A 14,304-nucleotide genomic window follows, 5' to 3' on the forward strand; every position below is an offset into this window, starting at 1 on the left:
GACCGGAAACCCGGCTCGGCGGAACTTCGTACGATCAGACAACCCTATGTCAACCCCGGGACCCGTCCCTCGCGCTCAGCCGTGCCGCGCCTTCTCCCGTTCCCGGGTGACGGTGTACAGCTCCTTCGAGGCCGCGATCAGCTCGTGCCTCTCCTCGCGCGATCCGACCATCGGCTGCGAGCCCTCGAGCGGGACCTGGGCGCTCTCGGGCAGGAACCTGACGGTGAGCAGGCCGACCGGGTCGCCGAGCCGGCCGAGGAACGTGATCAGCACGACGATCCACAGCATGCCGGCCCGAAGACCAGCCCGCCGAGTGGCCGTACGACAGGCGGCGAACGTCGCGAACGAGGAGATGACCTGGGCGGCCGGGGAGGCGGCCGGGAAGGACACCTTGCCGAGGGTGGCGGCGAGGTAGCTGCAGACGCCGCCCTGTCGGCCGATTGAGAAACGGAACCGCTCAATCCCATCCGGGACGCCGGTTGGACTTGTCCAGCGTCAGGACGCAGGGTGTACGGGCCCGTGCGCACACGCAGGGGCACTCCTACGGCACCACCGGAGAACACCCGATGACGTACGTCGCGGACCCCGCTCGCTACGACGGCACCATGCGCTACCGGCGCACCGGCCGCTCCGGACTGGACCTCCCGGTCCTGTCCCTGGGCTACTGGCACAACTTCGGCGACGACCGCCCGTTCGAGACCCAGCGCGAGATCGCGCTGCGCGCCTTCGACCTCGGCATCACCCACCACGACCTGGCGAACAACTACGGCCCGCCGTACGGCGCCGCCGAGAGCAACTTCGGCCGGCTGCTGCGGCGGGACCTCGCGCCCTACCGGGACGAGCTGGTGATCTCCACCAAGGCCGGCTGGGACATGTGGCCCGGCCCCTACGGGCAGGGCGGCGGCTCCCGCAAGTACCTGCTGGCGTCGCTCGACCAGTCGCTCGGCCGGATGGGCGTGGACTACGTGGACATCTTCTACTCCCACCGGCTGGACGCGAGCACGCCGCTGGAAGAGACCATGGGCGCGCTCGACACCGCCGTCCGCCAGGGCAAGGCACTCTACGTCGGCATCTCCTCGTACGACGCCGAGCGCACCCGGCAGGCCGCGGCGATCCTGCGTGACCTCGGCACGCCGCTGCTGATCCACCAGCCGTCGTACAGCATGCTCAACCGCTGGATCGAGACCGACGGCCTGCTGGACGCGGCCCGGGAGGAGGGCTTCGGGGTCATCGGGTTCACGGCGCTCGCCCAAGGGCTGCTCACCGACCGGTACCTGGAGGGCGTCCCGCAGGATTCACGGGCCGCCCGGGGGACGTCCCTGGACGCCGCCTGGCTGACCGACGACATGCGGGGCCGGCTCCGCGCCCTGAACGACGTCGCGGCCCGGCGCGGTCAGACGCTGGCCCAGCTGGCGCTGGCATGGGCCCTGCGGGACGAGCGGGTGACGTCCCTCATCATCGGCGCCTCCCGGACCGAGCAGCTGGAGCAGAACGTGGCCGCCCTGGAGAACCTCGCCTTCAGCGAAGAGGAGCTGGCCGAGATCGACAAGCTCGCGACGGACGGCGGGGTGGACCTGTGGCGCGAGGCCCGGCTCGGCAATCTCGGCTGATCTCCGTGATTGTGACCTGCATCACAGACGTATGGGAAAAGTAGGACATAATGGAAGTCGACCGGACAGCGTTGTCATCCCTGCCCTCGCGACACGACCGCGATCTCAAGGAGCCGCTCACCGTATGGCGTACGGAGCCCACTGCACCCCTGTCCTGCCTCCCCGCCCCGATCTGAGCCTCGCCCGCGACTGCGAGCTGTGCCTCGGCTGGGGAACCGTCGTCACCCGCGACGGCGACCACGAGCTGTGCCGGGCGTGCCAGCCCGGCCACGGCGAGGACGACGCCGCGGCCGCCGCAGGCGCGTAGCCCTCCCTCTTGCCTCGCCCGCCGAGTCAGGAGGGACGTCGTCCTGGCGCCGGCCTTTTTGGGCGCCCCGCTCAGCCCCCCCTTCCCGGGCACCCGCTCGGGGTGGGCGGCCGAGCGGGCCGCCCCTGTCAGCAGGAGCACACTCGAAGCGACCGGCCACTCGGTGCCGTCGGCCCGGGGCTCCTCCGGTTCGGACAAATGGTGGAGGAGTCTCGAAGCCCCGCTCCCCTCGCTGCCCTCCTCCCCCTGTTCCTCCGCTGCGCGCCATCTGATGCGTGCCTGGGTGTTACCTGTGGGTAATCCCTGATGGTTTGATGTGCGGCGCCACTCAGCCCCTTCATCCACAGGGAGAACCAGTGACGCCCTTCGCACCGCGCCGCGCCCTCGCCGCGGCCGTGCTCGCCCTCGCCCTTCCCGCGGCGGCGCTCGCCGCTCCCGCAGCTGCCGCCGAGCCGGCGCCGGCGCCGGCACTCCGGGTGTTGACGTACAACGTCTTTCTGATGAGCAAGAACCTGTACCCCAACTGGGGCCAGGACCACCGGGCTGCGGAGATACCGAAGGCGTCCTTCTTCCAGGGCAACGACGTGGTGGTCCTGCAGGAGGCGTTCGACAACTCCTCGTCGGACGCGCTGAAGAGCAAGGCGGCGGCCCAATACCCGTACCAGACACCGGTGGTGGGCCGCAGCCGGGACGGCTGGGACGCGACCGGCGGATCGTACTCGTCCACCACGCCCGAGGACGGCGGGGTCACCGTGCTGAGCAAGTGGCCGGTCCTGCGCAAGGAGCAGTACGTCTACAAGGACGCCTGCGGCGCCGACTGGTGGTCCAACAAGGGTTTCGCCTATGTGGTGCTGGACGTCAACGGCACCAGGGTGCACGTCGTCGGCACACACGCGCAGTCCACCGACCCGGGGTGCGACGCGGGTGAGGCGGCACGGATGAGGGCCCGTCAGTTCCGGGCCATCGACGCTTTCCTGGACGCCAAGAACATCCCCGCGAACGAGGAGGTGCTCGTCGCGGGCGACCTGAACGTCGACTCGCGCAGTGCCGAGTACGCGACCATGCTCGCCGACGCGGGTCTGGCCGGGGCCGACGCCCGCACCGGGCACCCGTACTCCTTCGACACACAGGAGAACTCCATCGCCCGCTACCGCTACCCGGACGATCCGCGCGAAGACCTGGACTACGTCCTCGCCCGGGCCGGCAACGCCCGGCCGGCCGGGTGGCGCAACGAGGTCGTCAAGGAGCAGTCGGCACCCTGGACCGTGACGAGCTGGGGTACGTCGTACACATACACGAACCTCTCGGACCACTACCCGCTGCGGGCCTTCACGGGCTAGACGGGGGCACACCGCGGCGGGCCCCGGCCGGGCGGACGACGAAGCCGACGAGCCACAGCACGAGCACGACGACCGCGATCCACCACAACGCCTTCAGCGCGAAGCCCGCGCCGAAAAGAATCAATGCCAGCAGAAGAACCAAGAGCAAAGGAACCATGTATATCCACCTCCGTTCCGCCGGGTTCCCTGTAATTTCCCGGGCAGGCCTCTCTTTTTCCGCCGGATACAGGATTCGGATGACGGGTTTGGACGGCGACGGAACGGAAATCCGGATGTGGACCAGAGACCGCGTCGACATGGGGAAGTGACACGCAATGGCTGGCAACCAGAAGGCAAAGGCCAAGGCGGAGCAGGCCAAGGGCAAGCTCAAGGAGGCCGCGGGCCGGGCCGTCGGAAACGAGCGCATGGAGGCCGAGGGCCGTATGGAGGGTGCCCGCGGAGATGCCCGGCAGGCGAAGGAGAAGGCGAAGGACACCTTCAAGCACTGACAAGCACCGAGGCGTGCGCCGATTCGGATGCCGAACGGGTCCGGAAATCCAGCGGAAGCGGATTTCCCGGGCCCGTTCATCTGTGTGTCCGGACGCCCGGGCCGGCCGCGTCGAGCGACCGGCGCGCCCGTGCGCCACCCCTCACCAGCCTTTCGTGTGCATCTGGAGGATTCCTCGCGAACGTCCTCTTGACGGGCGATCCAGCGGGTAGCCGAGCAGGGACGGCACGACCCCCTGTGCACACGAAGGGACCCTCACCCCAGAGGAAAAGGGCAACGAGGTATGGACATCCCGCTCAGGACGCACGCGATCACGCAGGCCCGCCCGGCGCACCTGCGCTTCAGCCGCACCTGGGACACCGGTGTATCCAGCATCGCGGAGGCGAGAGACGCCGTGACCGCCCTGCTCGCCCGGGCGCGGCCCGCCCCCGGGCGGCGCGCGGTGCAGGATGCCCAGCTGGTGGTGAGCGAACTCGTGACCAACGCGGCCAAGCACGCCCCAGGCCCGTGCACCCTGCGCCTGGAGCTGCCGCCCGGCGCCGGCACGTTGCTCATCACCGTCACGGACACGTCCCGGGAAGCGCCGCGGCGGCGCCCTCCCGACCCCCGGCGCATCGGCGGCCACGGGCTGCTCCTCGTGACGATGCTGTCACGCGAGCTGGAGGTGACCTGGCTGCCGGGCGGCAAGCGGGTCACGGCGACCGTGCCGCTCGCCCCGGCGGCAGCCGGCTGACCGGTCAGGCGACCCGGATGCCGACGATGCAGGTGTCGTCGTCGGTGTCCGACCTGCTGTAGGTGAGCAGCCGGTCCAGTTGCTGGTCGAGGGTGGTGGTCACCGCACCCGCCGTCTCCAGGAGGTGGGACACGGACTCCTCCACCGAGCGGTCCCGCCGCTCGATCAGGCCGTCGGTGTACATCAGCAGGGTGTCTCCCGCGGCCAGCTGCAGTTCCGTCTCCTCGTAGCGCGCCTCCGGCACGGCACCGAGCAGCATCCCCTTGACCGGGGGCAGCGCGGTGGCCTGTGTGTCCCGCACCAGCACCGGCGGCAGATGACCGGCCCGCGCCCAGCGCAGGGTGCGCCGTTCACCGTCGTACAGCCCGCAGACGGCGGTGGCGGTGATCCCGCCCGTCAGATGGTGGGCGACGATGTTCAGCCACGCCAGCAGCTGTGCCGGGCCCGCACCGGTCACGGCGAGGCCGCGCAGCGCGTTGCGCAGGACGACCATGCTGGTCGCCGCCTCGATGCCGTGCCCGGCGACGTCGCCGACGCACAGCAGGACCAGTCCGGAGGGCAGCACGACGGCGTCGTACCAGTCGCCGCCGACCAGGTGCTCGGTCTCGGCGGGCCGGTAGCGCACGGCCACCCGGAGGTCGGGCACCTGCAGTGGCGCCTGTGCCGGGGGCATGATGGCGTGCTGGAGCTGGAGGGTCAGCCGGTTGCGCTCCAGGGCCTGCTGCTCGGTGTGGGCCAGCTGGTCCCGGGTGGCGGCGAGGGCGACCTCGGTCCAGTGCTGGGCGGAGATGTCCTGGTAGGCGCCGCGCACGCCGAGGAGCTGGCCGTCGGTGTCGAGGACCGGTTCGGCCACGACCCGCATGTGCCGGGTCACGCTGTCCGGGCGCAGCAGCCGGAACGCGGCGGAGGCGGGCCTGCGATGGTGCAGCAGGGTGCGCAGGAAGCGGCCGAGCGTGACGGCGTCGTCGGGGTGGGCGTGGGCGGGCAGATCCTGCAGGGCGACCGGGACGCTGGTGGGCGGGCGGCCGTACAGGCTGAACAGCTGGCCGTTCCAGGTGATCTCGCCGGTGAGCAGGTTCTCCTCGAACCCGCCGATCCGGCCGAGCCGCTGGGCGTGCTGGAGCAGGCTGGCCAGGCGGGCCGCCTCGTCCTCGATTCGCCAGATCAGCAGCACGCCGGCGCCGTGCCGGCTGATGCTGATGTCGGCGACGGCGGCGAGCGGCACCTGGTCGACCAGCGCGGTGAGCCGCATACGGCGGGCGCGGAACGGCTCGCCGGTGGCGTGGACCCGCTCCACTCGCTGGAACAGCTCGCTGGCACCGGCGGCCATCGGGTAGGCCTCCAGCAGCAAGGCACCGCCCACGACGGCCCGGGGCCGGCCCGCCGGGTCGAGGAAGCGGCTGTTGACGTGCTGGATACGGAAGTCGACCAGCTGCCCGGCGTCGTCCAGGTGCGGAACCAGCACCAGGGCGGGGTCGTGCAGCCCGTCCGCCAGGTCCATCAGCTCGACCACGTCGGGAAGCAGTCCGTGTTCCGGCCCGGTGCCCGGCGTCGGTGCGACGGTCTCCAGGGTGTGCGCACACAGCTCGGCGAGGGCCTCGACCTGCCGGAGGACCGGCCGTGGCAGCGGTGCCTCGGGCTTGGGCCAGGCGATCTCAAGGACGCCGTGGATCCGGCCGCCGGCGCCGGCCGGTACGGCGATCCGTGCGCCGTCGGCGTACTGCCGCTGGCCGATCGTGGGCAGCCCGGACTCGGCGAGCGAGGGAAACCACTGCCCGTCGGGTTCGGTCAGGCCCCTGCGGGCCACCGTGGCCACGTCGGGCGGGACATAGCGCCAGCGGGCCGCCTCGCCCGGCGGGAAACCGGCGCTGCCGGCCAGGGTGAGCGAACCGTCCGAACCGGCCGCCCAGATGGCCACGGCGACCGCGCCCAGCGGGCGCAGCGCATGGTCGAGCAGCGAGTCGGCCATCGCCTGGGTGTCATGGGCGGCGAGGACGCCGCTCTCGGCGGCGCGCAGCCGTACGGCAGCGGACTCCGTGACGGGCTCGGCCCGGTCCGCGGTGACGGACAGGAACGTCTCGGTGACCTCCGAGACCCGGTCCCGGGCGGCCTGGTTGATGACGTCCACCGCGAACTCCAGCGGGCTCACCTGCGCCTGCTCGGTCAGTTCGGCGAGCTGGCGGGCCGCCTGGGCGGGGCCGCAGCCGAGGCGTTCGACCAGGATGCCCTTGGCCAGTTCGAGCAGGGCCCGGCCCTCGGCCTCGGCCTGCGCCGCACGCACCTCCCGGCGCAGCCGCTCGACGGTGGCGGCGAGCCGGCCCACCGGGGAGGCGGCGGGGACGTCGGGCATCGCCACGTCCACGTCCGGGAGCCGGACGGGGACGTCGTCGGATGTGACCGGGGCGGCGGGGGGTTCCTGCGTGTTCACCGGGTCCGTACTCCTCGTCCGACGGGCGGGCGTGCGTGCCGTGCCGCCCTCATACGGGGAGCCAGCGCCGGACGCAGGCGATGAGGTCATGGGTGTCCACCGGTTTCGTCACGTAGTCGCTGGCGCCCGAGGCGAGGCTCTTCTCCCGGTCGCCCTGCATGGCCTTGGCCGTCACGGCGATCACCGGCAGGTCCGCGTACTGCGGCATCTTGCGGATCTCCGCGGTGGCCGCGTAGCCGTCCATCTCGGGCATCATCACGTCCATCAGCACGAGTTCCACGTCCGCATTGTTCACCAGGGTCTCGATGCCCTTGCGGCCGTTCTCCGCGTGCAGCACACGGAAGCCGTGCAGTTCGAGGATGCCGCTGAGCGCGAACAGGTTGCGGGCGTCGTCGTCGACCACGAGCACGGTACGGCCCCGGGTCTGCTCGTCGGTGAACGGCGGTGCCGTCCGCTGGGCTTCGTCGTTGCGGACGAGGGTGAGGACCTCGCCGGGCTCCTCGGCGGACAGGTGCAGTGCGATCCGCTCGCGCAGCTCGTCCAGGCTGAACAGGTACTCCAGCGGGCCGTCCGCACCCTCGCTGAGCTGCTCGGTGCGGTGGGAGCTGTGCACCAGGACGGGCACGCTCGCGAGGGCGGAGTCGCCGCGCAGGGCCTCCAGGAAGCGGGCGGACTCCCCGTCGGGCATGCCGAGTTCGACGACGACACAGTGGCAGGGCTCCGCGGCGAGGGCACCTGCCGCCTCCTGGGCGCCGACGGCGGTGATGATGTCGACGGGTGTGCCGGTGTCGTCGGGACGGCTCTGCGCGAGGTCCCTGACCACGCTCTCGGCGACGAGCGTGAGCAGGCCGCGCGGCCGCTCCTCCACCACGAGCAGGCGGCGCGAGCGCTGCCGCTTCGCGGTGACGAGGGGTGCCCCCGCCGCCGGCCGGTGTCCGCTCGTACCGTCCGCCGTGAGTTGCCCGGCCGGCTTCGGTACGGCACGGCCGCTGCGCAGCACCTCCTCGAAGTCCGGCCGGGCCACGGGCAGGAAGAGGGTGAAGGTGCTGCCCTTGCCGGGGGTGCTGTCGACCGTGACGGCGCCGCCGAGGAGGTGCGCGATCTCCCGGGTGATGGACAGGCCGAGCCCGGTGCCGCCGTACTTGCGGCTGGTGGTGCCGTCCGCCTGCTGGAACGCGCCGAAGATGGTCTCCAGCTGCTGTTCCGGGATGCCGATACCGGTGTCCTGGACGCGGAACGCGACGACCGCACCGCCTCGCACCACGCCCTCGGGCACCTCGCCGTCGGCGGCGGGTTCGACCCGCAGCTCGACTCCGCCCTGCTCGGTGAACTTCACCGCGTTGGACAGCAGGTTGCGCAGGATCTGCCGGAGCCGGGAGTCGTCGGTGAGCAGGTCGGCGGGGGCGCCGGCAGCCGTGGTGACCGCGAAGTCGAGACTCTTCTGCGAGGTCATCGGCCGGAAGGTGGCCTCGACGTAGTCGATCAGCTGCCGCAGCGAGACCCGCTCGGGCGTGACGTCCATCTTGCCGGCCTCGACCTTGGACAGGTCCAGGATGTCGTTGATCAGCTGGAGCAGGTCGGAGCCGGCGGAGTGGATGATGCCGGCGTACTCGACCTGCTTCGGCGTGAGGTTGCGGGACGGGTTCTGGGCCAGCAGCTGGGCGAGGATGAGCAGGCTGTTCAGCGGGGTGCGCAGCTCGTGGCTCATGTTCGCGAGGAACTCGGACTTGTACTTGGAGGCGAGCGACAGCTGGCGGGCGCGGGCCTCGAGTTCCTGCCGGGCCTGCTCGATCTGCAGGTTCTTCGCCTCGATGTCCCGGTTCTGGTCGGCCAGCAGCGAGGCCTTCTCCTCCAGTTCCGCGTTGGAGCGCTGGAGTTCCTCCTGCCGGGCCTGCAACTCGGCCGAGCGGGACTGCAGTTCGCTGGTCAGCCGCTGCGATTCCTGGAGCAGTTCGTCGGTGCGGGCGTTGGCGACGATGGTGTTGACGTTGACCCCGATGGTGTCGACCAGCTGCTGGAGGAAGTCGCGCTGGACCGGCGTGAACCGCGTGACCGCGGCCAGTTCGATGACGCCGAGGACCTGTTCCTCGAACACGATGGGCAGCAGCAGCAGCGCGGTGGGCTCGACCTGGCCGAGGCCGGAGGAGATCGTGATGTAACCGGGCGGCAGCTCGTCCACGGCGATGGTGTGGCGGCTGCGCGCGGCCTGGCCGACCAGGGAGCGGCCGAACGGGATGCGGACGGGCCGGCTGTCCTCCTCGGGCCGTCCGTAGGAGCCGACGAGCCGCAGCTCGGGCCCGGACGCGCCGTCCTCGGCGAGGTAGAAGGCGCCGTACTGCGCGGAGACCTGCGGGACCAGCTCGTCCATGATGAGTTCCGCGACGACGGGCAGGTCGCGGTGGCCCTGCATGAGGCCGGAGATCCGGGCGAGGTTGGTCTTCAGCCAGTCCTGCTCCTGGTTGGCCCGGGTGGTCTCGCGCAGGGACCCCACCATGGAGTTGATGTTGTCCTTGAGGTCGGCGACCTCGCCGGAGGCGTCGACCGTGATGGACCGGGTCAGGTCGCCCTCGGCGACCGCGCTGGCCACGTCGGCGATGGCGCGGACCTGCCGGGTCAGGTTCCCGGCGAGTTCGTTGACGTTCTCGGTGAGCCGCTTCCAGGTGCCCGAGACGCCCTCGACCTCGGCCTGCCCGCCGAGCCGGCCCTCGGTGCCGACCTCGCGCGCGACGCGAGTGACCTCGTCGGCGAACGCCGACAGCTGGTCGACCATCGTGTTGATGGTGGTCTTCAGTTCGAGGATCTCGCCGCGGGCGTCGACGTCGATCTTCTTCGACAGGTCGCCCCTGGCCACGGCCGTCGTCACCAGCGCGATGTTGCGCACCTGGCCGGTGAGGTTGTTGGCCATGGAGTTGACGTTGTCGGTGAGGTCCTTCCAGGTGCCGGCCACGTTGGGCACGTGCGCCTGGCCGCCGAGCCTGCCCTCGGTGCCCACCTCGCGGGCCACCCGGGTCACCTCGTCCGCGAACGCCGACAGGGTGTCGACCATGGTGTTGATGACGTCGGCGAGCGCGGCGACCTCGCCCTTGGCCTCGACGGTGATCTTCTGCGAGAGGTCGCCCTTGGCCACGGCGGTGGCGACCTGGGCGATGGAGCGGACCTGCCCGGTGAGGTTGGACGCCATCACGTTGACGTTGTCGGTGAGGTCCTTCCAGGTGCCGGCGACCCCGCGCACCTGCGCCTGACCGCCGAGTCTGCCCTCGGTGCCCACCTCGCGGGCCACCCGGGTCACCTCGTCCGCGAACGCCGACAGCTGGTCCACCATCGTGTTCATGGTGTTCTTCAGCTCCAGGATCTCACCGCGCGCGTCCACGGTGATCTTCTGGGACAGGTCGCCCTGTGCCACCGCGGTGGCCACCTGGGCGACGTTGCGCACCTGCGCGGTCAGGTTCCCGGCCATGAAGTTCACCGAGTCGGTCAGGTCGCGCCAGGTGCCCTTGACGCCCTTGACGTCCGCCTGTCCGCCGAGCCGGCCCTCGGTGCCCACCTCGCGGGCGACGCGGGTCACCTCGTCCGCGAACGCCGACAGCTGGTCCACCATCGTGTTGATGGTGCTCTTCAGCTCCAGGATCTCGCCCCGCGCGGGCACGTCGATCTTCTGGGACAGGTCACCCCTGGCCACGGCCGTGGCCACCTGCGCGATGTCGCGGACCTGGGTGGTGAGGTTGCCGGCCATCGCGTTGACGGAGTCGGTCAGGTCGGCCCAGGTCCCTGAGACGCCCGGCACCTGCGCCTGTCCGCCGAGGGTGCCCTCGGTGCCCACCTCCCGGGCAACCCGGGTGACTTCGGAGGTGAACACGGACAACTGGTCGACCATGCCGTTGAAAACGGTCGCGATGTCGCCCATCAGTCCGGTGGAGTCGTCGGGCAACCGGGTCCCGAAGTCTCCGTCGCGCACCGCGGTCAGCCCCGCGAGCAGCATTCTCAGTTCGTGGTCACCCGGGACGGCCTCGGTCGTCCCGGTCGCCTTGCCGGCCATGCGCACCCTCGATCCACTCCCCAAGAGCCCCCGGGCGAGGGCTCGGAACCGCGGCCGGGCGCACACTGCGTACCGGCCGTTGGTGTGTGCATTTCCGCAGTTCACGGATTTGCATGATGAGAAAAATACGCCGCAGGCTAACCCACCTCGGCGGGCTTGGACAAAAGAACCGGCCAACGCTCGTCGATCATCGAGTTTTGCCCGCCGGAGCAGGTGTGAAGTGTTCTGAACCGGGTACTCGCACGAGTTTTGTCAGCGGCATGCGGCGCTGATTCCGGTCAGGATTCCGCCCCGCGTCCCCCTTGGCCGCCCAGTCCGGCGGAATTTCGCCGTCCACCACGAACTCCAGCGGTACCGGCCCACGCCCGGCGAGCACGTCGGCCCAAACCGGGGCGACGCGCCGGGGCCGGTCGCAGCGGACGGCCGGCAGCCCCGGACGACAGCTCCGTCCACCAGGCCGTTTCGGGCGCGCGGAGCTTGGGCACCCGTGCCACGCTCGAAGCAGAGCACCGAGAGTGAGGGATTCAGCACGGGCGGAAGGACGGGCACCAGTGGCGGTGTCGGAGCATCGGCGGTCCTCGCGGCGCGGTGAGCGCCCGGTGTCGGCGCTGAACCAGCGGCTGCCGGTCGCCTCGGCGGGCAGGTGCGGCTGCTCGCTCCCCGACGACCTGCTGTCCCGCACCGGTCTGCGCACCGCTCAGGGCATCGTGCGGTCGATCCTGGTGGTGGGGACGTATCTGTCGCTGATGGGTGCGCTGGTGCAGATCGCCAACGCCCTCAGCCGCTGGTACTTCGTCCGGAGCGTGGAGATGCCGGCCACCGAGCGGCAGCGGCGCCGGATCGAGTTCGTGCGGGCCGCACCGGGCCTGGTGCCCGGGCACGGCGAGGAGTCGTGAGCGAGGAGACCGGCGATGAGTGACGACGACGGCACGGACCGCCGGAACCAGTGGTACGGCCCGCAGCGGGACGTGGCCGGTGCGGCCGGTTACCCGGACGCCCCGCCCCGCGTGGGCTTCTTCACCGACACCTCGGTGTGCATCGGCTGCAAGGCCTGTGAGGTGGCCTGCAAGGAATGGAACGCCATCCCGGAGGACGGCCTCGAACTGACCGGCATGTCCTACGACAACACACAGACCCTCGGCGCCGACACCTGGCGGCATGTGGCCTTCATCGAGCAGCGCAAGCCGCTCGGCGGACAGGAGCCGGGGGTCGCGCACGACGACGTCGACGTGTTCGCGGCCGCGGCCCGGCTCGGCACCGATGCCGCGTCTCCCGGCCCGGGCGCCACCGCTCCCCCGCCCGACCGGGCACCCGCGGGCGCCCCCGCCGGGCAGATCTCCCCCCTCTCCCCCGACGGCCGCACCGAACTGCGCTGGCTCATGGCCTCGGACGTGTGCAAGCACTGCACGCACGCGGCCTGCCTGGACGTGTGCCCCACGGGCGCGCTGTTCCGCACCGAGTTCGGCACGGTCGTCGTCCAGGAGGACGTCTGCAACGGCTGTGGCTACTGCGTGCCCGCCTGCCCGTACGGCGTCATCGACCAGCGCAAGGACGACGGCCGGGTGTGGAAGTGCACCCTGTGCTACGACCGGCTCGGCACCGGCATGGAGCCCGCCTGCGCGAAGGCCTGCCCGACGGACTCCATCCAGTTCGGGCCGCTGGAGGAGCTGAGGGAGCGGGCGGGGGCGCGGGTGGCGCAGCTGCGCGCGTCCGGCGTGACCGACGCCCGTCTCTACGGCGAGAGCCCGGAGGACGGGGTCGGCGGCGCCGGCGCGTTCTTCCTGCTGCTGGACGAGCCGGAGGTGTACGGGCTGCCCCCGGACCCGGTGGTCACCACCCGGGACCTGCCGGGGATGTGGCGGCAGGCCGCGCTGGCCGCAGTCTCGCTGGCCGCACTGGCCGTCGGCAGCTTCGTGCGCAGGCCACGATGAACGACGACCGCTCCGCCGTGCGGGTCGCGGGGGCGACGGCCGTTCCCCAGGGCGCCGCGAGGGGCAACGGCCGCTCCGGCGGCCCCGGCAACCCTGGCGGCCCCGGCGGCCCCGGCGGCCCCGGCGGCCCCGGCGGCCCCGGCGGCCCCGGCAACAGGGTCGCCATGAGTCCCGGACGTTTCGTGAGGAGGCCACGATGAGCGAGTCGGACGTCACCCGGGACGGGATCCAGGGCGCACGGCCCGGCCGGCAGGCACCGACCGGAGCCCGTGCGGGCCGCCGCAGGCGCGGGCGTGGCCGGGGCGAGCAGCCCATGGTGCCGGACGCCGAGTTCTCGTCGTACTACGGCAGGCCCGTGCTCAACAAGCCGACGTGGAAGCCGCTGGACATCGCCGGGTACCTGTACCTGGGCGGGCTGGCCGGGGCGTCCTCGCTGCTGGCGGCCGGGGGGCAGGTCACCGGGCGGCCCTGGCTCGCGGCTTCGGCGAAGCTCGGCGCGGCCGGGGCCATCTCGCTGTCGCTGGCGGCGCTCGTCCACGACCTGGGCCGGCCGGCCCGGTTCCTCAACATGCTGCGGGTCGTCAAGCCGACCTCCCCCATGAGCGTGGGCTCGTGGGTGCTCGCCGGGTACGCGCCGCTGGCGCTGACCGCAGCGGCCACCGAGGTGGCGGGCCGGTACCGGCTGCTGGGCTCGGCCGCCACGGCGGGCTCCGCGGTCCTCGGGCCGGCCGTGGCCACGTACACCGCGGTGCTGCTGTCGGACACGGCCGTGCCTTCCTGGCACGAAGGCTGGCGCCTGCTGCCGTTCGTCTTCGCGGGCTCTGCCGCGACCGCCGCGTCCGGGCTCGCCCTGGCCGCGGCCCCGGCGGCCGAGGCGGGGCCCGCCCGCCGGCTGGCGGTGCTGGGTGCCGCGATGGAACTGGGTGCGTTCCGGACCATGAAGCGCCACATGGGCTTGGCCGCCGAGCCCTTCGAGCGGGGCAGACCGCACCTGTTGCTGCGGGCGGCGGAGGCGCTCACCGCGGGCGGCGCGGCCCTGGCCGTGTTCTCCGGGCGGCACCGGGGCGTGGCGCTGACGGCCGCCGCCGCGCTGCTCACCGGGTCGGCGGCCCTGCGGTTCGGTGTGTTCCATGCGGGCGTGGCCTCGGCCGAGGACCCCAGGTACACGGTCGTTCCCCAGCGCGAGAGGCTTGGGGCACAGGAGCCTCCGCGCACCGGCCGCGCCGGCGGCCCACCCGGTCCGGGATGAAAGTGGAGATGCCGGGCACCCCGCCTGGCCCGGGGTGGAAGTGAAGATGCCGGGCACCCCGCCCGGCCCGGGGTGAAAGTGAAGGTGCAGAAGGTGCCGGAAACCCCGCCCGGTCCGTGTGCAGACACACCGCAGCGGCGGAGTCCGCCGGCCGCGGCACTCACACCTCCGGAAACGGCACAC

At 71.8% G+C, this 14,304-nt stretch carries 12 protein-coding genes; 8 read left to right on the top strand and 4 right to left on the bottom strand.

What is annotated here, in order from left to right:
* Positions 1 to 75 precede the first annotated feature (75 nt).
* Positions 76 to 390, bottom strand: coding sequence for a hypothetical protein (locus ACZ4SF_RS15005; RefSeq protein WP_468383722.1), 315 nt, complete (start codon positions 388 to 390; stop codon positions 76 to 78).
* A gap of 176 nt (positions 391 to 566) precedes the next feature.
* Between ACZ4SF_RS15005 and mgrA the strand changes: the two genes are divergently transcribed.
* The 3 genes from mgrA to sph all read left to right on the top strand — a co-directional run bounded on the left by mgrA (position 567) and on the right by sph (position 3,257).
* Positions 567 to 1,610, top strand: coding sequence for an L-glyceraldehyde 3-phosphate reductase (mgrA, locus tag ACZ4SF_RS15010; protein ID WP_468383451.1), 1,044 nt, complete (start codon positions 567 to 569; stop codon positions 1,608 to 1,610).
* Between the two features lie 124 nt (positions 1,611 to 1,734).
* Positions 1,735 to 1,917, top strand: a complete 183-nt coding sequence (locus tag ACZ4SF_RS15015) for a hypothetical protein (RefSeq protein WP_468383454.1) — start codon at positions 1,735 to 1,737, stop codon at positions 1,915 to 1,917.
* A 314-nt stretch (positions 1,918 to 2,231) separates the two neighbouring features.
* Positions 2,232 to 3,257, top strand: coding sequence for a sphingomyelin phosphodiesterase (gene sph, locus ACZ4SF_RS15020; protein WP_468383456.1), 1,026 nt, complete (start codon positions 2,232 to 2,234; stop codon positions 3,255 to 3,257).
* Here the strand turns inward: sph and ACZ4SF_RS15025 are convergent.
* Positions 3,247 to 3,414, bottom strand: coding sequence for a hydrophobic protein (locus ACZ4SF_RS15025; RefSeq protein WP_468383459.1), 168 nt, complete (start codon positions 3,412 to 3,414; stop codon positions 3,247 to 3,249). The two genes, sph and ACZ4SF_RS15025, sit on opposite strands and share 11 nt — an antisense overlap.
* 157 nt (positions 3,415 to 3,571) lie before the next feature.
* On the opposite strand from ACZ4SF_RS15025, the gene ACZ4SF_RS15030 reads away from it, so the two are divergent.
* Positions 3,572 to 3,745, top strand: coding sequence for a CsbD family protein (locus ACZ4SF_RS15030; RefSeq protein ID WP_468383462.1), 174 nt, complete (start codon positions 3,572 to 3,574; stop codon positions 3,743 to 3,745).
* A 282-nt stretch (positions 3,746 to 4,027) separates the two neighbouring features.
* Entirely contained in the window at positions 4,028 to 4,477 is a 450-nt protein-coding gene (locus ACZ4SF_RS15035) for an ATP-binding protein (protein ID WP_468383465.1), read from the top strand.
* A gap of 4 nt (positions 4,478 to 4,481) precedes the next feature.
* Here the strand turns inward: ACZ4SF_RS15035 and ACZ4SF_RS15040 are convergent, their stop codons facing one another.
* Together ACZ4SF_RS15040 and ACZ4SF_RS15045 are read right to left on the bottom strand one after the other, a co-directional pair.
* On the bottom strand, positions 4,482 to 6,827 hold the full coding sequence (locus ACZ4SF_RS15040) for a GAF domain-containing SpoIIE family protein phosphatase (protein WP_468383706.1): 2,346 nt from the start codon (positions 6,825 to 6,827) through the stop codon (positions 4,482 to 4,484).
* Positions 6,828 to 6,954: 127 nt separating this feature from the next.
* Positions 6,955 to 10,941, bottom strand: a complete 3,987-nt coding sequence (locus ACZ4SF_RS15045; protein WP_468383468.1) for a HAMP domain-containing protein — start codon at positions 10,939 to 10,941, stop codon at positions 6,955 to 6,957.
* Positions 10,942 to 11,498: 557 nt separating this feature from the next.
* Here ACZ4SF_RS15045 and ACZ4SF_RS15050 point away from each other — a divergent pair.
* From ACZ4SF_RS15050 to nrfD, 3 genes are all read left to right on the top strand, one after another.
* Positions 11,499 to 11,837 (top strand): hypothetical protein, encoded by a 339-nt coding sequence (locus tag ACZ4SF_RS15050; RefSeq protein ID WP_468383725.1) that lies wholly within the window; start codon positions 11,499 to 11,501, stop codon positions 11,835 to 11,837.
* A gap of 15 nt (positions 11,838 to 11,852) precedes the next feature.
* Entirely contained in the window at positions 11,853 to 12,872 is a 1,020-nt protein-coding gene (locus ACZ4SF_RS15055) for a 4Fe-4S dicluster domain-containing protein (RefSeq protein ID WP_468383471.1), read from the top strand.
* 196 nt (positions 12,873 to 13,068) lie between these two features.
* Entirely contained in the window at positions 13,069 to 14,121 is a 1,053-nt protein-coding gene (nrfD, locus tag ACZ4SF_RS15060; RefSeq protein WP_468383474.1) for an NrfD/PsrC family molybdoenzyme membrane anchor subunit, read from the top strand.
* The last annotated feature ends 183 nt before the right edge of the window (positions 14,122 to 14,304 follow it).

Source organism: Streptomyces sp. NPDC027663 (assembly GCF_055566415.1).